Origin of the sequence: Nostoc sp. (assembly GCF_036918015.1) — a bacterium.
In the GTDB taxonomy this organism is placed as follows: Bacteria; Cyanobacteriota; Cyanobacteriia; order Cyanobacteriales; family Nostocaceae; genus Nostoc.
In genome coordinates this window covers 1-22,467 of record NZ_JBALEO010000033.1, presented here as the reverse complement: position 1 = coordinate 22,467, position 22,467 = coordinate 1, and the positions used below count along the sequence as shown (strand labels likewise).

Sequence of the window (22,467 nt, the reverse complement as noted above, 5' to 3'; positions counted from 1 at the left end):
ATGATTATCTTTCAAAAAAAATGATAATTAGAGAGAAGTTCTCTTGTTTATACAGAGAACTTTATCTTCTTTTTTTTCAAAATGAGAATTGCTGCTGAATCAGTAGTAACATTCGTAATAGAACTCTTGCAAAAGTGTTTTGTGGTATAATTAAAAATTTGGCAATTTGCGATTAGGACTTTGAGGAGCAGTGAAAATAGAGAAAGCTAAACACCTGACTGCGAGAAAATTTAAGCGCATGGCTGGAGTAAGTCGTCAAACTTTTGAGTTAATGGTTGATTTAGTTAAAGCTGATGCTCAGAAGAAAAAGAAATCAGGTCGTCGTCCTAAATTAATTATTGAAGACCAAGTTTTAATGGTTCTTCAATACTGGAGAGAGTACCGTACTTATTATCATATTGGGTTGGATTTCGGGCTTTCTGAATCTGCGGTTTGTCGATTAGTTTTTAAAATTGAAAATATTTTGATTAAGTCAAGAAAGTTTCGTTTACCAGGGAAAAAAGAATTATGGAAAATGTCATCCCAAGAAGATTTAGTTGTGATGGATGTCACAGAGAGTCCAATTGAAAAGCCTCAGAAAGGCCAAAAAAGATATTTTAGTGGAAAACAAGGAGAACATACTTTAAAAACCCAGGTAGTAATTCGCCAAAAAAGCAGTCAAATCATCTGTTTAGGGCATGGTCAGGGAAGAATTCATGATTTTAAGCTATTTAAAAGCAGTGGGATAAAATTTGGAGAGTTACTGAAAGTAATAGCGGATAAAGGCTATCAAGGAATTGCTAAGATTCATCAATTAAGTGAAACACCAATTAAAAAACCAAAAGGAAAAAAGTTGACGAAAGAACAAAAAAAATACAATCGGGAACTCAATCGATTAAGAATTGTTGTTGAACACGTAAATTGTCGTCTAAAGATATTTAAAATTTTGTCTGATAGATATCGAAATCGTCATCGACGTTTTGGGTTAAGATCGAATTTAATTGCGGGAATTTATAACCACGAATTAGCCCTATAAATCGGGTAAAAATTGGATAAAAAATCGAATTAATCAAATAATTTCAGTATTAATCAATGACTGGAATGATGTTTGCTGCCATCTTTTTAACTAGCGTAGGCGCAGCCCGCCGTAGGCATCGTCAGATAATACTTGCTAGAAGAAAATGATAACCTCTTACTATTTTAATGTCCCAAAATTGAAATTAAAATAGCCTTTGATTATACCACAAAATATTTATGCAAGAGTTCTAGAGTTTAGGCACAGAGAGAGTTAATTTCCTCCATCTCTAGACAGTTGAGCGATCGCTTCTCCTGAAAGTCATTAAAAAAGCGATCGCACCATATTTGTTTCTAGACCAATTGGTTGCGTAGCTACCATACGTATTCAATGCCAGAACCACTTTTTCGCATTGTTTTCCTGCAATGTGTATCAGAAGAGTGCAAATCAGCTATGCTGTTGTTCCTGCTGATTATGATGCTATGTCAAATAAAAATATGTAAATTAACTTGGATATCAGTAAATATACTTAACAAAAATTAAATATATTTCGTTAGATTTATTAATATATTTTTTTATAAAAATCCGAAATAATACTTGAATACAGTGTGTTACTAAATAGCAGAGTCTAGTTCTATCAGTATATTACCCAATCAAAAGCTAGAAATATTTACATGATTAAACGATTACAAATCTTTCAAGATGGTACTTTGTCAGAACTGGAAGACGAGACCCTTGTCAAGGTAACAGAAACTAAAGGACAAGTGGACTTGCTGATTGAAGCTTTGCAGTTCACTCAAGCAGAGACTTTTACAGTTACACCGGACGATGCAGTTCCACGAGGTATACCAGAACCGCGAGGGTCAGTAAAAACAATTAACTCAGAGGGATTGAGGTTACTGCAATCATTTGAGGGATTGTATTTAAACGCATATCTAGATCCAGTTAACGTTTGGACTATAGGTTGGGGGGCTACAGAAGGTGTCCACCAAGGCATGGTGATTACCAAGGCAGAAGCTGAGGAAATGCTCAAAAAAGAATTGAGTAAATTTGAAGCTGCGGTAGCCAATGCTGTCAAAGTGGAAATAAATGACAATCAACATTCAGCCTTAGTTTGTTTGAGCTATAACGTAGGTGCTAATGCCTTATTCAAATCAACACTTTTGGAGCTATTAAATCAAGGCAAGTACCAAGAAGCAGCAGATCAATTTTTGCGCTGGGACAAAGCTGGTGGTCAAGCACTGCTAGGTCTATCACGTCGCAGGAGAGCTGAACGCTCCTTATTTTTAAGCGAGCCTTGGGAATGGGCTAAAGCTTGGGAGCCACAAAAAGTGCTGCGTTTGGCTGCACCCGGTCAATCTCTCATTCAAGGGGATGAGGTTGTCAAACTTCAGAAAGCCTTAGTCAAATCTGGTTTTCGTGTTGAAGTTGATGGTTATTTTGGAAATGACACAGATGTAGCAATCAAGCAATTTCAACAAAAGAAAGGCTTGACAGTTGATGGTCATGCAGGGCCAAAAACTTTACAAGCTCTAGGTTTGTGAACTAATGGACTTTGGAAAAACTGAACTACAAATATCTTCAAACTGTCTATATTGCACAAAATTTTTTATAACAAGACGATTAATTAAGTGCAAGTAGAAACTGACTATGAAAGAATTTAGAAGAATATTAAGTCATTCGTAGATGATGCTGTCAAAGTTTCAATTGAAGATATTCGTCAGGTTCAAAAGGTCTTGAAACAGTTGGGATTGAGATTAAACCCGATGGATTTTTAGGCAAAAATATGGACAAGAAAGTGAGGCAGTTTTAGCAGTAGGTTGAGAAATGGAATTGTCAGTGCTGAAACTCAAAGAATACTGGCTTGTAAATTGTTTACTTTTCTAGATAAATAAAGAGGTAAAAATGAGCGACTCTATCAACGATACATTTGAGCAATTGGATAACTTGGTTATTGAACCTTGTCTGGAAATTCATGAATTTGAGGAAAGTTCACCGAAAGCAAGTTTTAATGGTTTGCTCAAAGATGCTCCTAGAGCAAATACTTCCGTCCTCAATGCATTATCTCAGCAATTAATTTATCAGATCAATCTCATCGTCCCAGATGCTTTAGTCAGTTTTGACGATCTAGATGTCGAGTTGGGAGATGCAGCATATCCTTTCTTGCCACCCGCAGCTAAACTGGGATTAAAAAAGGCTATTGAAAAAAGAGGTAGAAAACTTGTTGTTAATTCAGCTTATCGAACTCTCGCACAGCAAATGCTGCTGTTTAATGCCAAAAAAATGGGAGAAAATCCAAATCCTGTAGCTGCACCAGGTAAAAGTAATCACCAAAGTGGCTTGGCACTTGATATTGACGATCGTGATGGTTGGTTACCATTTCTACAAGGTACTGGTTGGGAGCCTCTGGCAGGCGATCCACCACACATTGACTATCGAGGACAAGGTGCTAGAGACCTGCGGAAGGAAACAATACTAGCTTTTCAGCAACTTTGGAACAAGAATCATCCGAATGAGAAGATTGGCGAGGATGGCGACTGGGGACCTAAAACTGAGAGTGCTTTAAATCGATCGCCTGCAACGGGATTTGACATTGCACCTTGGGACAGCACACCTAGAATTCTGCGGCTCAGTCGCCCTCTAATGGAAGGTTCTGATGTACGCAAACTTCAGGAAAAGTTGAAAGCGGCAGGTTTTGCAATTTCAGTAGCGGATGGTGTCTTTGGAGCTAAGACAGACACAGCAATTAAGGAATTCCAGAAGCAGAAGAATCTGATCGCCGACGGACTTGTTGGACCTAAGACTCTTGAGCTAATAGCTTGAACTGCTACGCAGACATTCAAAGCAAGTTGAAATTCAACAATGCATTGCTGAATTAGCGCATGTTCTTGAAAATCTAAAAGATGCAGCCATAGAACATCTGCTAGCACAGCAATGCTTTCTTAACATGAACAAAACTATTAAGGTTGTGGAGTCCAAATGGCTGAAGAAACTAATCAAATACCAAACTTATATGCTTTATTAATAGGCATTGATTGCTATATGCCTAATAGACTACCAGATGGCAGTCGCTACAAAAGCCTTGGGGGATGTGTACGGGATATCAATCATGTAGAGGCTTTCCTAAAAGATACTAGGAAAGTTCCAGAAACTCAGATTTTGAAGCTAACGGCTTCTATCAATCCTGAAAATCCGGATCAAGAAGAGCTTGTGGAACCTCCAGAAAAACTACCCACTCGCAAAAATATAGTAGATAGTTTTAGAAAATTAGGTGAAACGGCTCCACAGGGGGCACAGGTTTACATCCAATATTCTGGGCATGGCGGACGAGCAAAAACAGTATTTCCTGACATTAAAGGAACTGGTGAAATCGATGAAGGACTAGTACCTACTGATATCGGCACCTCAGAAGGGCAATATCTCCGCGATTTGGAACTTGCTCAACTCTTGAAAGAGTTGGTAGATAAAAAACTTACTGTTACTCTTGTGTTGGACTGTTGCCATTCGGGTGGTGCAACACGGGGAGATGCAGAAATCCGAGGTATGAATGTTGAGGATGACAAACCTCTCAAAGATAGCTTTGAACCTGTTGCTCCACTAGAAGTTTTGGCTGCAACCTGGCAGTCTTTAACAAGCGCAGGAACTCGTGGACTCAAAGCAGGTGGAGTACCTGAGTCAAGAGATTATGTTCTTTTAGCAGCATGTCGTCAAAATGAATTTGCCTTTGAGTTTCCTTTCAACCGAGAAACCAAAGAAAAAAATGGTGCATTAACTTATTGGTTACTAGATACTTTAAAGCAACCATATCCTGGGCAAACATACAAGGATTTGTTTGAGCGCATCAATGCGAAAATTCACAGCCAGTTCCCTACACAAACGCCAGTACTCTTAGGTGAGGGTAATCGTAAAATTTTCGGGACTGAGTTTGGAGAGACTGTAAATACAGTAGCTGTAATGCAAGTCGAGTTGAATGCTGAAACTATGGAAAACCAAGTTGTACTAGCTGTGGGGCAAGCAAATGGCGTTTCCAAGGGAGCAGAGTTTGCTATTTATCCTCGGACGACAACTGATTTTACCAAAAAAGAAAATCGAATTGCGATCGCCAGAATTATTCAGCGCGGTAGTACTCAATCTGTGTGTAAACTTGAACTTATTGAAGGCAAGGAACAGAAGGTTGAACAGGGAGATCAAGCTGTTCAGATTTCAGCATCAATTAATCTTGTACGTAAAGTTTCCCTAATTTATCAAGAAAAAGCAACACCAGAGGAACTAGCTCAATCAAACTTACCTTCTAATAAACTTCGCCCTGAAATTTTTGAAAGCCAAGATGCTGCGCTCCAAGCTATCAAAAATGCACTACCTGGAAATGGGTGGGTAGAATTGGCAGAAGATTTTGTCAGTAGTGATGATGATGCTGGAATTGATTATATTGTTGCTGTAAATAACCTTGGAGAATACGAAATCTGCGATAGTAGCGGTATTCCTCTCAAAAACATCAATCCGCCTTTAAAGATTGATGATTCAGGTGCGGCTGCAACGATTGTAAAGCGGCTTGTCCATCTTGCAAAGTATAAAGCTACCTCAGAATTAGATAATACAGATACAGACTCTCCGCTATCCGGTAAATTGACAGTTGAATGGTTGGGTACTTCTGATACTTTTGATCAAGGCGATCCTATTCCTAAAAAGAATCAATTAAAACCATTTGCAGATCCAAGCAAACCAACAGCCAAAGTTGGTGAATATATTTTTCTATCTATCCGTAATGATTCTTCCCAAACACTGAATGTTGCAGCGCTAAACTTGGAAGCTGACTGGGCGATTGAGAAGATTTTTCCGCAAAATCAGAAGTTTTGGACTTTGGAGCCTGGTAAAGACATAGTTATACCATCAAAGGCTTCTCTTGATGGCAAAGGTAACAAGGTAGAAAATACTGTCAAGGTCTTCGGGACACTGGACGCAGCAGACTACCAGGTTTTGGAACTGCCATCTTTAGATCAACCTGTGCCATTTGGGCGTGGTACACGAGCAGGTAATGTTTTAGCAGCCATCTTAGCTGCAATTGATGATGAAAAACCTCAAACTCGTAAGTTAACAGTAGCCGCATCTCCTAGCACTGAATGGACAACTAAACAGGTGCTGCTAACGATTGCTAAGTAACCAAATCAGCGCTTAAAGCACGGTCAGATATTCCAGCAGAGGTGATAGGACAGTTATTAGTCTTTATTTCTTCTTTGCTGGAAATCCCAATTTTAAGAAATGTAAGCAATAAATTTGCCTCAGCTAAGAATTAAGTGATGCCAGCAGAAAAAAATATAAATTCATCTGAAGAATCTCACAATCGCGGTTTGCAAGTAGAATTGCCCACTTCTTACGCAACTTATGTCGATCGCTGGGCAATCATCGTTGGCATTTCTAAGTATAAGCATGAGAGCCTGAATCTTAAGTATGCTGATCGCGATGCAGAAGAACTCGCAAATCTACTGCAAACTCCTTCTGGTGGTGGCTTTGAAGCAAGTCACATTGTCAAGTTAATTAACGAGGATGCAACCACTGCTAACATCACACGAGCCTTACGCAGTTTCTTGAAGAAGCCTGCGCGTGAAGATATCGTCTTGATCTATTTTGCTTCTCATGGCGCACCAGATATCGATCGCCCCAATATTGTTTACCTGCTAACCCACGATACCGATCCTAGAGACATTTCTGGAACGGCACTTCCAATGCGAGAGGTTGACCTGTCTTTAAAGGAGAATTTGTTGGCAGAGCGAGTAATTATCATTGCGGATACTTGTCACAGTGCGGCGATCGGTGGAGGAATTGGCCGCAGAAGTGCAGAGAACAACTCAGGAGTAGTAAACCGCTACTTGCAAGAGGTAGGAACATCAAGGCGCGGTGTAGCTTTGCTGACTTCAGCAGAAGCGAATGAAGTTTCTTTCGAGGATAAAAAGTGGGGTGGAGGTCATGGTGTATTCACTCACTATCTGTTAGAAGGAATGCGGGGAGCAGCAGATTATAAACCCCGTAATGGAATCGTGACAGTGGGTGAACTGTTTGAGTATGTACGTGAGAACGTGCAAAAAGCTACGGGTAATCAGCAGCATCCTTGTATTGGTAGCAATCCTTTCGACCGTAATCTACCAATTGCGATCACAGCTGGAATTTCTGCTCATGAGCATTATGAAATCGGTTGTCAACTCTACCAATTGGGAATGAAGCTCGACGATCCAAGTTGCTTTGAGTCTGCCAGTTACCATCTGCAAGAAGCACTTCGATTATCTCGCATTACTGGAAACAGATTTCCAGAAATTTATCTGCAACTGGGCTTAACCTGGATGGCGCACGGGGATTTAGTAAAGGCAATTCAGGAGTTTGAGAAAGCCACAAAGGCTAATGTACCTGATGCCGCTTACTATCTTGGCATTGCCTACACAAAGCAAGGTGAACCGGATAAAGCAATATCTGCACTTGAGTCATTTTTAACTCAGCAACCTGATGATGATAAAGCTGCTTGGGTCAGTAAGTTAGTTTCATGGTTACAGCCAGGGATCGGTCAACGCCATGCTCTACTGATTGGAATTAATTATTCTGGTCGAGAAATTAACTTGAAAGAGGTTGGTACTTTAAGACCTTTAAAGGGTTGCGTAAACGACATTCAAATCTTAAGTGATGTTTTGTCGAATCAATATAACTTCAATATCACAATGCTTGCCGATGTTGAGGCAACTTATGAAAACATCTTAAAAGCATTTCACCATCTTCAGAAGCAAGTTAAATTTAATGACAATGTAGTAATTCACTTCAGTGGGCATGAAATATCAGGGAATTTAGCAGCTTTTGATGTTCAGAGCGACAAAGAAGGAAATTTAATTAATATAATTAGCATCATAAAGCTATACGAGTTAGTAATATCTATTCCTACTGCACATAAAATAATCTTTATTGATGCAGTAATCAGTGCCGCATTTGAAGAACTCGTTAAACTATTTAAGCAGACAAAAGACTGCACACTTTTTTTAGCAGCTTCTCCAGGGCAGTTCAGCTATGAGAAAAATATTGATGATCGTAACTATGGCTTTTTCAGCTACACACTTGCTCAAGAGCTACAGCAGGCTTCAGAAAAGACAAAGCCAGTCGATGTCTTTTCAAAGGTCAGAGAGATAGTCGAAGCAAAGTTCCCACAACAACGACCCTTATTCGTAGATAGTATTATCCATAAAAACCTGTTTTCCACAAGATTAGATTACTGTCCTGATATCTTTGACTTAAGTTGGTATAAAAATTACTCTGCATTAAATTATGATAATTTAAACACGCGATATAAAAATGCAATCAAGAATCTAGATATACCATTTTGTATACTTCACTACAATGTTGGTCACGCTTTTTTAGAAATAGCCGCATATCAATCGGCTATAACTGTTTTAGAACTCTCTTTGAGCCAAAGTAAGTATAGCGATTCTGACATACTATTTGAACTAGGTACTGCTCAATTTCAAGAGAGACTTTATGCAGATTCATATAAAAGTTTTCAGCGTTATACAAGTATCACAGGATCAATTCAAGTTCAGGAATTTATTTCTCAACTAGAAGGACTCCAAAACCCTAATTTTTCTACTCGTTATGCTCTATTAGTTGGAATAAAGAATTACTTCAATAGCGATGTAAAGGCTGCTGAAGGGGCAATTAAGGATGTGCTTTTCTTAAAAAATGTTTTGATTGATCAATACGGTTTTAAATCTGAGAATATAAGAGTTCTCATCGACCAAGATGCTACTTGCAAGATTATTCTAAATGAGTTCAAAGAGTTAGCTAAAAAATCATATGAAGCACCTGCTTTGTTTTACTTTGCAGGGCATGGCTCTTGGAACTCTGACAACTTAACAATTCTTGGTGTAGATAGTAGAGAACCTAATGTATTTGATATCGAGCTAAATGAGTTGTCGGAAATTATTAGTAATCGCGCCACAAACCTAGTTACGATTGTTGATGCTAGTTGGTCTATGTCAACTTCAGGAGGAAAGTATCGTCGATCTGTTCTTCCCGATGAACGTCCACTTCCAAGTAAACGCGAGATAAAACGGAAGCGTCGTTATTTATCTAAAGAGCGTACATCTCAATTATTGTCGAATACTTCTCTAAAAATCGGCTGTCTCTCCATATATACAAATTCTATCCGCCATGAAATATATGAGGGAGATTTGTCAGTCGAGAAAAATTATGGAGATGATGCTCAAAAATCAATTCATGGCGTACTAACCTACAATCTTACTAAAAGCTTGTCTGAAGACAAAACAGGCACGCTCACCTACAATCAATTGATTAAATCTATACACTCTGAAGTTCAGCCATTTGCTGTAGGCACTGATTTAGACACTCGCCTATTTGAAAATTCTGTTCGTTACAATTTAGTTAATAAACTTTTGTGCAAAATTAAGCAGGAACCTATAGAACAAACAATCAGCCTTTTGAAAAGACTGATTGAACAACGCAATGGTTTTGATCCAGAAAGCCACCTCAATCTTGGGATTGCCTACTACACACTTGGAGACTATGACAAAAGTATTGCCTCGCTAGAAGCTGCTTTAAACCAAGTTTCTGAACAAAATTCAGAACTAAAAACAAAAACGCAAGCCTTTCCTGAAGCTCGTTACTGGATGGGAAGAGTGCTGTGTGAAAGCAAGCGCGATCCAGCTTATGCTGTCAGTCAACTCCGTCTTGCTACTCAACAAGCTCCTAATAATGTAACAGCACATTATTACCTGGGTCAGGCACTTAGGGTAATGGTTGAAAAAGAAATTTTAACTGAAGCTGAACGAGCCTTTGAGACTTATCTTGAAGGAGGCTCTCCACTGGGACAAGAAGAAGAAGTACAAGAGTTTTTGCGATCGCGCAAATCAATTTCCCCTCAATAACATAAAAGAACACTATGGCTAACAAAGCCCCGATGAAAGATATGATCGTCATTCTTCCCGGCATTCTGGGAAGCATCTTACAAAAAGATGGCAAAGACCTTTGGGCAGTCTCAGGTCAGGCGATCTGGCAAGTACTAACTAATTTAAGTAATACAATCCACAATCTAAAGTTAGGTCAGGATGATCCGATCGCTGAAAGCTTAGGCGATGGCATTCGAGCAACTTCACTGATTCAAGACACCCATCTCATTCCGGGATTTTGGAAAATTGACGGTTACACTCAAACTTCACGTTTGATTACCGACAACTTTAACGTAACTCCAGGCGATATCTATAACGATCCTGATGATAAAGCAGCCAACTTCTACCAGTTTCCCTACGACTGGCGGCGGGATAATCGGGCTAATGCACACATATTGAAAAAACTGATCGATAAGCGGCTAAAACGTTGGCGTGAAGCTAGTGGAGCTTCTGACGCTAAAGTGATTTTGATGGCTCATAGTATGGGAGGTTTAGTCTCTCGCTATTACCTGGAAGTCTTAGAAGGTTGGCGTGATTCTCGTGCCTTATTCACCTTTGGTACGCCTTATCGCGGTTCTCTCAAAGCCGTAAACTTTTTGGCAAATGGCTACAAGCAGCAATTTCTCGATCTCACAGAAGTAATGCGATCGCTCACTTCCATTTACCAACTGCTGCCCATCTACGAAGTAGTCAAAATTGGAGAAAGCTATAAGCGTATTGCGGAAGCTGACGGACTCCCTAACATTGACAAACTTAAAGCGCAAGATGCCTTAGCATTTTATCGAGAAATTGACACTGCCGTAGAACAACACCTTAAACTTGAGGAGTACCGCCAGTCGTTTACTGTTGTGCCGATCGCTGGTGTGCAGCAGCCAACCTTGCAATCTGCCATTCTGGAAAACGGCAGGCTGACGGCAAGTGAAGATTTGCCAGGTATACTTCACAATCGATTTGACTTAAGTGATGGTGACGGTACGGTTCCCCAAGTTTCGGCTATCCCAATAGAGCGCTCAAAGAACTTTGATAACTTTTTCATTGCTGAACAGCATGGCGCATTGCAAAATCAAAAGCAGGTGCTACAAAACCTACTCAACTGTCTAGAGTTGAGTCAGTTTGATTTGGCAAATGTAAGAGCTCCCCAAGCAGCTATCAGTCTCAGTTTAGATGATTTGTATTTACCCGATGAACCTGTAAGCATTCGGGCAAGAGTAACGGGGGCAATCTCATTTGGAAAACTTCAAGCCGAAATCACATCGGTTTCCCATGAACAACCTGCTGTGAATCTTGACTTTGTGGAACGAGAACGTGACTGGCTATTGATAATCGATCACTTGCAACCTGGACTTTATCGAGTGAGAGTGCAAACAGAAAACTTAAGCGATCAAGCCCCAACTCCTGTTCACGATCTGTTTGAAGTTGTTCGGTAGAGGTAGGCAATCCAGCATGAAACGAATCTTGATCCTGGCATCTAATCCCAAAGGAACGTCTGTTCTTGATTTGGATCGAGAGATCCGAGATATTCGAGAAGGACTGAGGCGATCGCCAAACCGCGATGAATTTGACATCGAAGTACGAGGAGCAGTCCGCCCCATTGACTTGAGACGCGCCATGCTGGAGGTAAAACCACAAATTGTTCATTTTTGTGGACATGGCAGTGGAGAAGATGGATTAGTGTTAGAGGATGATCATGGTAATGAGCATTTTGTCAATAGTGATGCACTTTCAAAACTATTTAAACAATTCTCGGACAACGTAGAGTGTATCCTGCTGAACGCCTGTTACTCTGAAGTCCAAGCAGATGCACTTATCCAGCATATTAATTATGTGATTGGCATGAGCCGCGAAATTGGGGATGAAGCAGCGATCGCCTTTTCCATAGGATTTTATGATAGCGTTGGGGCTGGAAGAACTGTTGAAGATGCCTATGAGCTAGGGTGCAACTCAATTCAGATGGAGCTTTCTTCTCCCTCCCCTCAAAGCCGTAAACTGATCCCAATTCAGTCTCCTGAAGATAGGCAAACTCTAGTCTCTCCCGACCACTTGATTCCCGTACTGAAGAAAAAACAGAACCTCAATACTATTGTTGCATCTGCAAATCCTCCGGTGTCTAACAATACTCAACTTGAACCCCTGATTGGTCATTCAGACTGGATTCGTTCTCTGGCTTTCAGTCCCGATGGTAAAACAATATTAAGTAGCAGTAACGATAAAACAGTCAGATTATGGGATGTAGAAACGGGGCAACTTTTACATTTACTAACAGGTCATCGAGATAGAGTTAAGGGCGTTGGCATCAGCCCTGATGGACAACTATTGCTGAGTTGTAGTGCAGATGGTAACGTCAAAGCTTGGGATAAAAATCAACTAACAACTAAAAAAACTGGAGACTGCCGTTATACCATCCGCGCATCTTCCAAGCCCATTACCCTTGTTCATTCTTTGCCTATTAGCCCAGACTCCCAACGTCCAATTTTTGCAACTGGAGCAGAGCATGGCAAAGTATCATTATGGCATTTGGAAACTGGCGAATGGATACGCACGTTCCAAGCACATAGCAGTCCAGTTATTTCCCTGAGTTTCAGTCCAGATGGACAAATTTTGGTAAGTGGTAGTGTCAATAGCACGATTAAAGTTTGGCAATTAAATGAGAATTTTAATCAGCCACTCCATATCATCGCCCATGCTCATCTCAGTGAAGTCTCATCGCTGGCAATTAGCCCTGATAGTCAAACATTGGTAAGTGGCGGAGCAGATAGAGCAATCAAACTTTGGAATTTAACCACTGGAACAGAGAAGATACCCCACATCCTCGAAGGTCATGCAGGTCGTGTTTGGTGTGTTGCTATTAGTCCAGATGGTACAAAAATTGCTAGTGCTAGTGCGGATTATACTGTGAAGATTTGGGATTTAAAAACAGGAACAATTCTTCAAACCTTCACTGGCCATTTGGGTGAAGTTCGTGCTGTCGCTTTTAGCCCAAATGGAAATCTTCTGGCTAGTGGCGGCGATGACTTGGAGATCAGGCTTTGGCAAATTCAAGCAACAGATGCCGCTTGATGAAGACTTTTGACGTTGACCTCAAGTAATAACCTAAACTGATGATTGAATAAATCAACCAAATAAGTGATACTGACATCACTTATTCAACCCAATATTTACAGAGCTTGACCTGTGCAGCAAGGGCGATGTCTGACAATAAGCGTCTGCACCTCTACACTTACAGCTTGCATTGGTATTAACAAGAAGGTTAGATAGATGAAACAATGGCTCCCTGCAATGCTTTTACCTCTTATTCTACTGCAAGCACCAGTCCTTGCACAAACAGAGTCTGCGCCTGAAGTGAATGAACAAAAGCCTGTACCAGCAGTAGTAACTCCAATAACAAAGCCTGATCCAGCCCCAAAATTGCTGCCATTGAAGGGAACTGAGCAAATCCGCCTTCAGCTAGTTAACTGTGGAGGGTGGCTAGACTGCGCTTTAGCTCGGCTACTGTTACCTGCCAGCGCATATATCAACCAACGCGAACTGCGGTTTGATAATTCTACTTTGGTTCCTGTTAGTATTCTCAACACAGCAGTAGTTGTAGAAGGTGATTTTACAGGGTATCAGCTTAATAACCAAGCTATTTCTCTTTCTCAAGATATCAAAACCCTACCTGCCAACCAAATTATCAGCATCCCGCTCATCCTTGGGCGTTCTGTAATACCTCCCGATCAGTATAATGGAGCAGTTTACCTGACCCTGCAAAATCGTAGCGATCGCCTCTCTCTGCCAATTAACCTAAGCGCTCGGAGTGGCCCGCTATTTCCACTGGTTGTTCTGTTATTTGGTGTGGTTTTGGGCAGACTTTTCAAGTATATGCAGGAGCGCGGTGAGCCACAAGCAAAAGCACTCGAAGAAGTCTACCGTTTGCAAGCAGATATTGCAGGGGCAAAATTAGAAGATGAGAATAAACAGTTATTAGCAGGTATGGTAACTGAAGTTCGCACACTTGTAGTCCGCGAGCGATTGGATGTTGTACCAGTTCAAGTGCAAACAATTCGCGATCGCCTCGAAACCCTAGTCAAACTGCAAGCACTAGAAGATCAGTTTAATGAGCAAGCACAGAATTCCCCTACTGATTTTCCTGCGGACGAAGATGAATACGTAAGAAAAATTAAACAAGCTCGGCTACGTATTGCTGAGGGAAAAGATGCCGATGCGAAAAAAGTATTAGAGGAAATTAGTTCAGATTTAGACAAAATTGGTGCTAGAGGAGCAGGAAATTCCAGTATTGAAGCCTATAAGCGATCGGTAGAAGAGATTACAGTTGCAAGCGATCGCATAAACCAACCGACTGGGGAACCAAAGACTACACCCAGTCCATTAGGTAAACTCCAACAGCTTTTGGTTAATCTTTCTGGTGTGTCCGATCAGGTTCGTGCTGAAGCAACTTTCTGGGTGGTGCGTCCGCTACTATCTCTAACTTTGCTTGTTGGCTTATCGGCTGCGGGCATCAGCTCTCTTTATATAGAGAATGGCACGACTTTCGGTGCTAGACCTTTTGCCGATTATTTAGGACTGATTCTGTGGGGACTTAGTGCTGATGTTGCGAGTCGTAGCTTGAGTAATCTTCCAGGATCAAAGCCATAAAAGCAACAGTTATTTGATGCTGGTAAAGTAGAGAGCGATCGCTTTCATCTTGTTTTGAAGAATCCCAAAGCAACCTTCTAATTCAAGTCAACCACAGCACTATGACTAACCCAACAAACGAAAACTCTGATCTCCAACGCAAGCTTATACCTGTTCTCACTGAAATTGAACCTGTCGAGCAAGGGCGATCGCTTGTAGTGGTAATTGGCATCAACGAGTATATTCACTGGCAAAAACTCAAGAATGCTGTTCAAGATGCGATCGGATTTCAACAAACCCTCATAGATAAACTTGGATTTTTTACACCTATCCCTCCTCTGCTCGATAGTGCTGCAACTAAATCTGCTATTGAATCACTGATTGAGGAGCAGTTACGTGATGTCTTACAAGAAGACGACAGTCTTATACTGTTTTTTGCCGGTCATGGCCACACTCGTGTTGACGAATTATCAGAGACAGGTTTTATTGTCCCTGTAGATGCACGCAGACCTGACTCTAAAGAGTACTGGGGTGACTATATTCGGATTAGTCATTGGTTACAAGAAATTGCTGAACTTCCAGCTAGACATATCCTGGTGATTCTCGATTCTTGCCACAGTGGTTTTGCATTGGGTGAAGCAGCGAAAAGCTTTCGGGATACCGTGCGTTACCACAAAGATATTAGCAGTCGAAGAAGCCGTAAAGTTATTACATCGGCTCAGCGCGAACAACCTGCACTCGATGGTGGGCCTATTCCCGGTCATTCCCTGTTTACCGGAACCTTGATTAATGGTTTTAATTGGGGCGCAGCTGACTTGGATGGTAACGGATTAATTACATCATCAGAACTCGGTTTATTTATCCACCAAAAGGTTGGTCAAGCATCTGGGTCAGCACAAACACCAGATTTCGGCTCATTTTATCATGATGACCGAGGCGAAATGGTGATTTCACTGCGAAACCAAAGTTTTGATGCACTTAAAGCTAGGGCTTTTTCAGCACTCAAAACAGGTAAGTTTACTCTCTTTAAAGAGCTTGCTGAACAAGTTATCTTGCTTAGACCATCTAGCCCGGAAGCTCTTTATCTGGAGTATAAGTTGAGATTTGCACAAGCAAACTTTAAACGGGTAACTGAGGTCATTAATGAGCTTTGTAGTCTCGATTTGAGCCAATCACAAATTCCACTCTCAAGTAACGATCTCATGAAAATTCAAATTCGTCTTCCTTGCTGGATACCCGTACTTTCAATTTCAGAGTCTGAGTTCCCGCTTGAGATTACTATTCTAAAGGGTCAAGACAAAGAGCAACTTCAAGTGGCTAAAGAACAGCCTCTTGGTGAGACTCAAGGATACCTAATAGAACCTAAATCTTTTGGCCGATTTGAAATAAAGAATCCTACTCAAGCAGTGCTTCATGTTTATTTAGTTGGATTTGATGAAACGGGTCGTTTTCAAATAGAAACACTTTGGGATGATGAGAATGTTACTTTAGATGGATTAAAGCCTGGAGAGACAAAACTTAGCTATTTATTCGTACCACAAGGAAAGCTTGGTATACGTGAGATGCGTTTCTTCTCGTCACCCAAAAGACTTCGCTTTTTTCTTTTTCCTGCATCTCCTGACGCCTATGGCGCTCAGATCGATACTATTGAAAGTCATGACTTAGAAAAGATCGAGATGAAAGTGATTCGATATAGTTTCAGTAATAAATTTTTTCCAAATTAGACAACATTATATATAGCTGATGTAATTTTGGTCAAGAACACATTCTCAGTTTCAAAACCTGGTTTCAGGTCTGTTGAATTTCTAAATTATGAATTCAGGCTCGTGAATTCTGTTGTAAATGTATAATTTATTTTTCAATGATGATTGAGGCGAAAGTGTAGTATTTAAGTTAAATAAAATGACTAAAATCATACTGAATCCAAAAATGAAAAAAATTTTAATTATTGCGGCTAACCCTCCTGCTACTTCTCAATTACGCTTAGAGCAGGAAATACGGGATGTTGAAGAAGCGATTCGGCGATCGCGTTTTCGTGAGCAGTTTAAAGTGGAAATTAGAGTTGCTGCCCGTCCAATTGACATCCGACGCGCTTTACTCGACATTGAACCTCAGATTGTTCATTTCTGCGGTCATGGAGAAGGACAATCAGGGCTAGTTTTGGAAGATGTAACTGGTCTGCCAAAATTGGTTAGTAGCGAAGCGCTGTCGAGCTTATTTCAGCTTTTTGCTAATAGTGTTGAATGTGTATTGTTAAATGCTTGCTATTCTGAGGTGCAAGCAGATGCAATTGTGCAGCACATTAACTATGTTATTGGCATGAATCAGGAAATTCGAGATGATGCGGCGATCGCATTTGCAGTTGGCTTTTATGATACTCTTGGGGCAGGAAGGTCGGTTGAATTTGCCTACGAGCTAGGTTGTGTTGCTATTCAAACCGCTATAGATCAGAATACAACAGGCGATCGGAAATTAATACCAGTTGATGTAGTTGGTGAAAGTCGCACCATTGAGGAACATTTGAAGCCAGTTTTAAAGAGAAAAAGACTTGACCTTTGACTACACCAGATTGAAAGACCTTTTGAAAACAGGACTTTGGAAGGAAGCCCATCAAGAAACGTTTACTATCATGCTGACGATTGCAGACTGTGAGGCTAAACAATACCTGGATGTAGAAGATATTCAAAAATTCCCCTATGAAGATTTGAAAACTATCGATAACTTGTGGAAAACCCATAGCAATAGCCGTTCTACTCAAAGTTCAACTAATCCTATCCCTTCACGGTCATAAACTTCTACCTGTACTGCATCAAAGAAGTCACTACACAAAGAATCGCCCTCACCAATCAATTCAACACCAATTGATCTATGCAACCCACGATCACCATATCCCAAGACTGGGAGTATCCCCGCTTCACCATTAGTCAGCGCCCCCCTGCCAACCGCTAGATGCGCCCGACAATGACTAAGGATGTTTAATTAGTTGTCTCCCACACTTGGTACAAAACTTGCTATCACTCGAATTATTCTGACCACAATTGCTACAAACAATTCGATTTTGGATTGGATTAGAAGGCGGAGGCGCAGTATTACTAATATTGCCAGCACTCCTTGAATTAAAATTAGTGCGTGGATTAGTCTTAGCAATAGATTGAGAAGTTGATTCTGGAATTACGGGAACGGGTACTCTAGATCGATCCATTTGAGCAAAATGCTCCAAAAGCATCCGGTGGAAAAAGAGATAGCCACCCCCGACTTTTTTCATCAGGAGACGGTCTGAAGCGAAGTCAAGGAATTTTGCATAGTTCCAGGGAATGCGATTCTTCTTGTGAAGCATCTGGCGCAGAGTGAAATGTTGAATACAGGCTGCTCCACCGTACTTCAGCCCAGCAATTAGCCCAAAGTTCAGCCCAAAACACAAGTTATACCCAATCACCTGATGCAGATAAGAACTCCAATCCACAGTAATTTTCAGATAAAAACTCAGTCCATCAATCAGCCCAGCAATCAGCCCAATCCCCAATCCGATAATGAGGCAGTTGTTACGAGAATTGTGAATGCCCTGATTTGGAACTGTTTGCTGCTCTACCTCAGTCCCACCCAGTCCGCTACCCAGCCCAAAAATCACCCCAAAATTCAGCCCATAAATAAAAATCTGCCTAAAATCCAGCCCAGGATCCAGCCTAGGAACCAGCCCAACACCCAGCCCAACACCCAGCCCACAAATGAAGCCAGTAAAAAATTCGCGCATCAATCTAGACTTAGCCCTTTGCCATGACCAACTGAGTTTCTCTAAGGGCAATATTTCTTTTGATAGCCCAGCAATCAGCCCAGCAATCAGCCCAATCCCCACTCCGGCAATCAGCCCAGTCTTCACTCCGGCAATCAGCACAATCTTCACTCCGGCACTCAGCCCAACATCCTGTAGAAGAATCACCCCAAAATTCAGCCCAAAACTCAGCCCAGCAATCAGCCCAACACTCAGCCCAGCAATCATAAAGTTTCTAATGCGATAAGCTATTTCCTCACTTTGATTCTGTAACCAGGTTGGCTGCATTTTCTCAATCAAAAAGATTGTTTGTTTTTCCTGCACCATCTGGCTTGCCAACCAGTTCAGCCAACGCAGCACATCCTTCTTGTTAAATTCTAAAGTAGTGCCTCGCTCTAGCCTGCGCTCAATATAGGTATCAAATAGATGTTGGTTTCGCTTTTCCTTTGAGTGGAGTTCATCCATCAACTTTTTCACTGACCACCCTTGGTATGCCACACTCATCAGGTTCAAAATCAGGGGGGTTTGAGCAAACTGCTCTAGTTCCGCATCTCTTTTTAACAGTGTTTTTAAGCCAGCCAGAGAACCACCAACGCTGTCTAAAGACTGATACACCTGCTCTGGTGAGAGGGGTTGCAGGCAAAGGGCACTGCTGATCTGTAAGCGTTCTGTCAGTGCTTCATAATCTCGCACCCTGCTACAAACCGCCACCTCAGTCTGGGGAAATAGCCCGATAAACTTGTTCAAGGCACGAACACAATCGTTGCGATGGTCTTCTTTGACTTCATCCAGCCCATCTAGCAATAAAATCAGCTGTTGTTGCTTTATCCAAGGCTCACTCAATGACTTGGGGATCTGATATTTTTCTACCAGTTCATCAATCAACCAATCGACAATTGAGTTTTGATCCTTCGCCCAAGAAGACAGATTAAACACGACAGGCATCGGTAAACTCAGATTTTGTTCACTGCGTTCTATCAGGCGTTGTGCCAGTTGCAAGAGAGCGATTGTCTTTCCGGCTCCCGGAGATCCTAAAATCAACAGCGTCCCACCTTGCCCAATTTCCTCATAAATTTGCGTGTCTCGTAACTTTTCATAGGATGTATCCAGTTCTACAGACAATGCCTCAATTCCCTGAGATAGATCGGCGATTGCGTCTGGACGAGCTTTCATGTCAAGGCTAATAGCAGCATTACCCTGAAGGGAAGGCTTGAGAAATCCTTCAATCCAGAACGACTTCACCTTTTTTAATACAATCTTGCGCTGCTCATACTCCGATTTCGTCAGAGAAGCGGCATTTTGAGCCGAAAACTGCCCAAAATTGTCATAAGCCGCTCTTGCATTATCTTTGTATTCCTTGCGTTCAGCTTCTTGTTGAACGTATTCAACAAATTCCTGTGGAGGCTTGGACGCTGCTGGCAAAGAAGGAAACTTTGGAACTGAGCCGCTCCCAGCTACGTTAGAGGAGAATAATTCGCTCTTTTTCAGTAATACTGGCTTCAGATATTCTGCCAGATCAGGTTGTGCGGGTTGTCCAACCTTTCCAGCATATTCAAGCTTGCGATACTGCCTAGATTGAGTAGATTGGGAATTGGTTTCACTCCATATCTGAATTGCGATACAACCCATTTCATACGCTTGCTCGATCAACTTTCCCGCTGCTAACCCTTTATAGAAGCCCACTGAAAAGAGAAGGGCAGCTTTATCGAGGATGGGCTGACTCATGCCAATCACATAGTTAATATTTTCCACAATCGCTTCTGCCTGGTGATTGCTGTCGCAAGCATTCAGCACCAAACAGTTAATCTCATCTGAAAAAGTTTTGAATATTCGAGTCAGTATCTCAGTGCTAATAAGCTGTTCCCGTCCATTCTCATCTTGGAAAAGTAACCCTTGCTCTCCTGCTCCATGCCCACAAAAGTGAACAATCCGTGGACTATGTTCTGCAAGTAGTTCCTGTAACTCCTGAGAACGAACCTCAAACCCAAACCTGAGTTCAAACGTTCCCAAACGCTGTAGCGCCGAGGTCAAATCCGCGATTTCTCGATTGAGATCCAGATCTCGTCTCGGATTAGAGGACAGAATCAGGATTTTTGGCATTGCTTTTCACGTTTTTATGTAATCTCATAATATTATTTTCATAAAGTACAAGCATAATTACGCAATTTTCCCTACAAAAACAAATCTGACAGGATCGGTGTTCTAAAGATTAAACTGTAAATCATGGGTGGTCTAAATTTTTACTGATACCCGCTTGCCCTATGAAAATTCTATTCCTCGCCGCAAATCCTCCAGGAACTGCTAGATTAGACTTAGATAAAGAGGTTAGCAAAATAGATGACGGTTGAATAGGACAGATTTAGAGACAGAAGCTAATAATATTAAACGAATATTTAACACTCCTGAGTTTAAAGTAAATGTACAACTAAACAAAAAGGATAATAATTTTTTTTAAACGTATAATTATCCAAAAATTAACCCGCCTGTAACTGAAATTCGTTGCTTACCACAAAATATTAATGCAGCTAACCATTTAAAAAAAATCCTTAAAGAAACATACCCTTCAAAGCAATTTGAAGTCGTGCCAATTGGTTCTGCTAGTGGAAAATATGTATCTATTTTTCTTCAACCATGATTTGAAAGATTGCATAATCAGGTAATAATTGCAATCGAGTTTTTTAAGAAGAAAATTAGTACTTTCGGTTAAAGAGAAAGGATTTAAATTCATCCTTTACTTTTTTCTCTACCTATTCAATCGAAAAACTCTACTAGACAATCTCAAGCAATTCTTACTGTGGCATTACTCAAATAATTCAAGTGAACAGCAAGAGATTGCTATTGTCGATTTCGGTTTATGCCAATTCTATCAATTGATTGGGAGCAATTAAAACTGGCGTTAACTCATTTTCATCATCTAAAGTTGGTTCAGTGGAAGATTCTGTGGAACCTCTGAGGGCTACACCTTGGTTTGTATTCGGATTCAACCTAAATTTTGAAACTCCACCAACAGTCTCCACCCAAATTGGACAAGCTTTGAAGCCGAAACCGAGGGCTTGGCTGCCATTAAAGGAAATTTTTGTATCTACCTTTTTTTCCACAGAAATTTTTGAATTTAATCCAACTACATTTTTAATAGCATCGAGATTAATGTCTATTCCTCGTTCACTGTCCTGATAAAGTCTAATACCAAAAGAGTTAGATTTAAGAACATCTATAATGATGTAAGCTTCACCTTGTTCATTAAATTGAGGAATAAAGTCTTGATCAATTGAAAGACTCGCTCCCCTCAAGAATTTAGTAACAGAAGCAGGCATAACAGTGTCGTACTGAACGTTTTCATATTCAAACTCGATTCTAGAAGCTTTTCCAAAAAGTGATTCTATACCTGCGCTTTTTCCACCCAATGCAGATAAGAGATCGTTGAGAATGGAAATACCAAACTTCAACTCTAACTTATTTGTTCTCAATCCACTGATTGTTCCAGCTTGAAGATTTTCAAAAACTTTGGGAAGAGATGGAATGGGATTGGCGATTATATCTGTAACATTACCATAAATACTTGAAATTGAAGTTTTAGGATCGCGGGATAAAATAGTTAATGGGGTGATTCCCTCTCTCGGAAGTTTAATTGCGTTATATCCAAGTTCGTTTAGGTGGTCAATTGCTTGGTCTGTGCAAGTTGCCATGTTTGACAATCCTTAATATAGTTTTATCACCAAAATTCTAAATTTCAATTTGACTATTCCCCAAAGAGGAATAACTTCAAGATAAAGATACCAGAGTTTTGATTAACTCAGATAAAATATTTTACAAGTTTAGCAGTATTAAACCTCTTCAATTATGAATTTTCTTGTAAATACATAGTTGGGCTGATAGTAGTTACAGTCTGCTTCAGAGCAAGGCGGTCACAATTGACTTGAGGAAGGCTACAGTGAAATTACTGCTTATTTTTAATCAATGCAACAGAGCGATCGTAAATTTTTGTGCGCTGCTCAATACAGAATTATCAGAAACGGAATAATCTAGAAAGACTTATTCCCTATAAGTAAGTCGTGGAGAAAGTTTATAACTGGACTTTAGACTAAAGGTGAGCGATCAGTAAGTGAGAGGGTGGGCAAAAAATAAAGGGATGCCTGTAATCACAAGCACCCCAGTAA

Annotated in this window: 13 protein-coding genes; 11 read left to right on the top strand and 2 right to left on the bottom strand. The window is 40.7% G+C overall.

The window, feature by feature from the left end; all coding sequences use genetic code 11:
- Positions 1-190: 190 nt before the first annotated feature.
- From V7K61_RS07890 to V7K61_RS07840, 11 genes are all read left to right on the top strand, one after another.
- A complete protein-coding gene (locus V7K61_RS07890) occupies positions 191-1,015 on the top strand; it encodes an IS5 family transposase (RefSeq protein ID WP_335052485.1) in 825 nt (274 codons plus the stop codon).
- A 653-nt stretch (positions 1,016-1,668) separates the two neighbouring features.
- Positions 1,669-2,538 carry a glycoside hydrolase family protein gene (locus tag V7K61_RS07885; protein WP_335052482.1) on the top strand — a complete coding sequence of 290 codons (870 nt, stop codon included), beginning with the start codon at positions 1,669-1,671 and terminating at the stop codon, positions 2,536-2,538.
- Positions 2,539-2,899: 361 nt separating this feature from the next.
- Positions 2,900-3,817, top strand: coding sequence for a peptidoglycan-binding protein (locus tag V7K61_RS07880; protein ID WP_335052479.1), 918 nt, complete (start codon positions 2,900-2,902; stop codon positions 3,815-3,817).
- 156 nt (positions 3,818-3,973) lie between these two features.
- Entirely contained in the window at positions 3,974-6,154 is a 2,181-nt protein-coding gene (locus V7K61_RS07875; RefSeq protein WP_335052477.1) for a caspase family protein, read from the top strand.
- 137 nt (positions 6,155-6,291) lie between these two features.
- Complete coding sequence (locus V7K61_RS07870) at positions 6,292-9,909, top strand: caspase family protein (protein WP_335052474.1); 3,618 nt, start codon at positions 6,292-6,294, stop codon at positions 9,907-9,909.
- Positions 9,910-9,923: 14 nt separating this feature from the next.
- Positions 9,924-11,357 carry a lipase/acyltransferase domain-containing protein gene (locus tag V7K61_RS07865; RefSeq protein WP_335052472.1) on the top strand — a complete coding sequence of 478 codons (1,434 nt, stop codon included), beginning with the start codon at positions 9,924-9,926 and terminating at the stop codon, positions 11,355-11,357.
- Between the two features lie 16 nt (positions 11,358-11,373).
- Positions 11,374-12,987 carry a CHAT domain-containing protein gene (locus tag V7K61_RS07860; protein ID WP_335052470.1) on the top strand — a complete coding sequence of 538 codons (1,614 nt, stop codon included), beginning with the start codon at positions 11,374-11,376 and terminating at the stop codon, positions 12,985-12,987.
- A gap of 198 nt (positions 12,988-13,185) precedes the next feature.
- Positions 13,186-14,562, top strand: coding sequence for a hypothetical protein (locus V7K61_RS07855; protein ID WP_335052468.1), 1,377 nt, complete (start codon positions 13,186-13,188; stop codon positions 14,560-14,562).
- A gap of 101 nt (positions 14,563-14,663) precedes the next feature.
- Positions 14,664-16,265: a caspase family protein gene (locus V7K61_RS07850; protein WP_335052466.1), complete on the top strand. Its 1,602-nt coding sequence runs from the start codon at positions 14,664-14,666 to the stop codon at positions 16,263-16,265.
- 178 nt (positions 16,266-16,443) lie between these two features.
- Positions 16,444-17,100: a CHAT domain-containing protein gene (locus tag V7K61_RS07845; protein WP_335052464.1), complete on the top strand. Its 657-nt coding sequence runs from the start codon at positions 16,444-16,446 to the stop codon at positions 17,098-17,100.
- On the top strand, positions 17,090-17,332 hold the full coding sequence (locus V7K61_RS07840) for a GUN4 domain-containing protein (RefSeq protein WP_335052462.1): 243 nt from the start codon (positions 17,090-17,092) through the stop codon (positions 17,330-17,332). The genes V7K61_RS07845 and V7K61_RS07840 overlap by 11 nt, the downstream gene beginning before the upstream one ends.
- Positions 17,333-17,506: 174 nt before the next feature.
- On the opposite strand, the gene V7K61_RS07835 is transcribed toward V7K61_RS07840, so the two are convergent.
- Both V7K61_RS07835 and V7K61_RS07830 read right to left on the bottom strand, forming a co-directional pair.
- Positions 17,507-20,410: an NACHT domain-containing protein gene (locus V7K61_RS07835; RefSeq protein WP_335052460.1), complete on the bottom strand. Its 2,904-nt coding sequence runs from the start codon at positions 20,408-20,410 to the stop codon at positions 17,507-17,509.
- A 752-nt stretch (positions 20,411-21,162) separates the two neighbouring features.
- On the bottom strand, positions 21,163-21,996 hold the full coding sequence (locus V7K61_RS07830) for a gasdermin (protein WP_442936299.1): 834 nt from the start codon (positions 21,994-21,996) through the stop codon (positions 21,163-21,165).
- Between the last annotated feature and the right edge of the window lie 471 nt (positions 21,997-22,467).

What these genes read in the sequence shown, in the direction of transcription:
- V7K61_RS07885 (WP_335052482.1), top strand. Translation starts at nt 1,669, where the DNA reads ATGATTAAACGATTACAAATCTTTCAAGATGGTACTTTGTCAGAACTG.
- V7K61_RS07880 (WP_335052479.1), top strand. Translation starts at nt 2,900, where the DNA reads ATGAGCGACTCTATCAACGATACATTTGAGCAATTGGATAACTTGGTT.
- V7K61_RS07875 (WP_335052477.1), top strand. Translation starts at nt 3,974, where the DNA reads ATGGCTGAAGAAACTAATCAAATACCAAACTTATATGCTTTATTAATA.
- V7K61_RS07870 (WP_335052474.1), top strand. Translation starts at nt 6,292, where the DNA reads ATGCCAGCAGAAAAAAATATAAATTCATCTGAAGAATCTCACAATCGC.
- V7K61_RS07865 (WP_335052472.1), top strand. Translation starts at nt 9,924, where the DNA reads ATGGCTAACAAAGCCCCGATGAAAGATATGATCGTCATTCTTCCCGGC.
- V7K61_RS07860 (WP_335052470.1), top strand. Translation starts at nt 11,374, where the DNA reads ATGAAACGAATCTTGATCCTGGCATCTAATCCCAAAGGAACGTCTGTT.
- V7K61_RS07855 (WP_335052468.1), top strand. Translation starts at nt 13,186, where the DNA reads ATGAAACAATGGCTCCCTGCAATGCTTTTACCTCTTATTCTACTGCAA.
- V7K61_RS07850 (WP_335052466.1), top strand. Translation starts at nt 14,664, where the DNA reads ATGACTAACCCAACAAACGAAAACTCTGATCTCCAACGCAAGCTTATA.
- V7K61_RS07845 (WP_335052464.1), top strand. Translation starts at nt 16,444, where the DNA reads ATGACTAAAATCATACTGAATCCAAAAATGAAAAAAATTTTAATTATT.
- V7K61_RS07835 (WP_335052460.1), bottom strand. Translation starts at nt 20,410, where the DNA reads ATGCCAAAAATCCTGATTCTGTCCTCTAATCCGAGACGAGATCTGGAT.
- V7K61_RS07830 (WP_442936299.1), bottom strand. Translation starts at nt 21,996, where the DNA reads ATGGCAACTTGCACAGACCAAGCAATTGACCACCTAAACGAACTTGGA.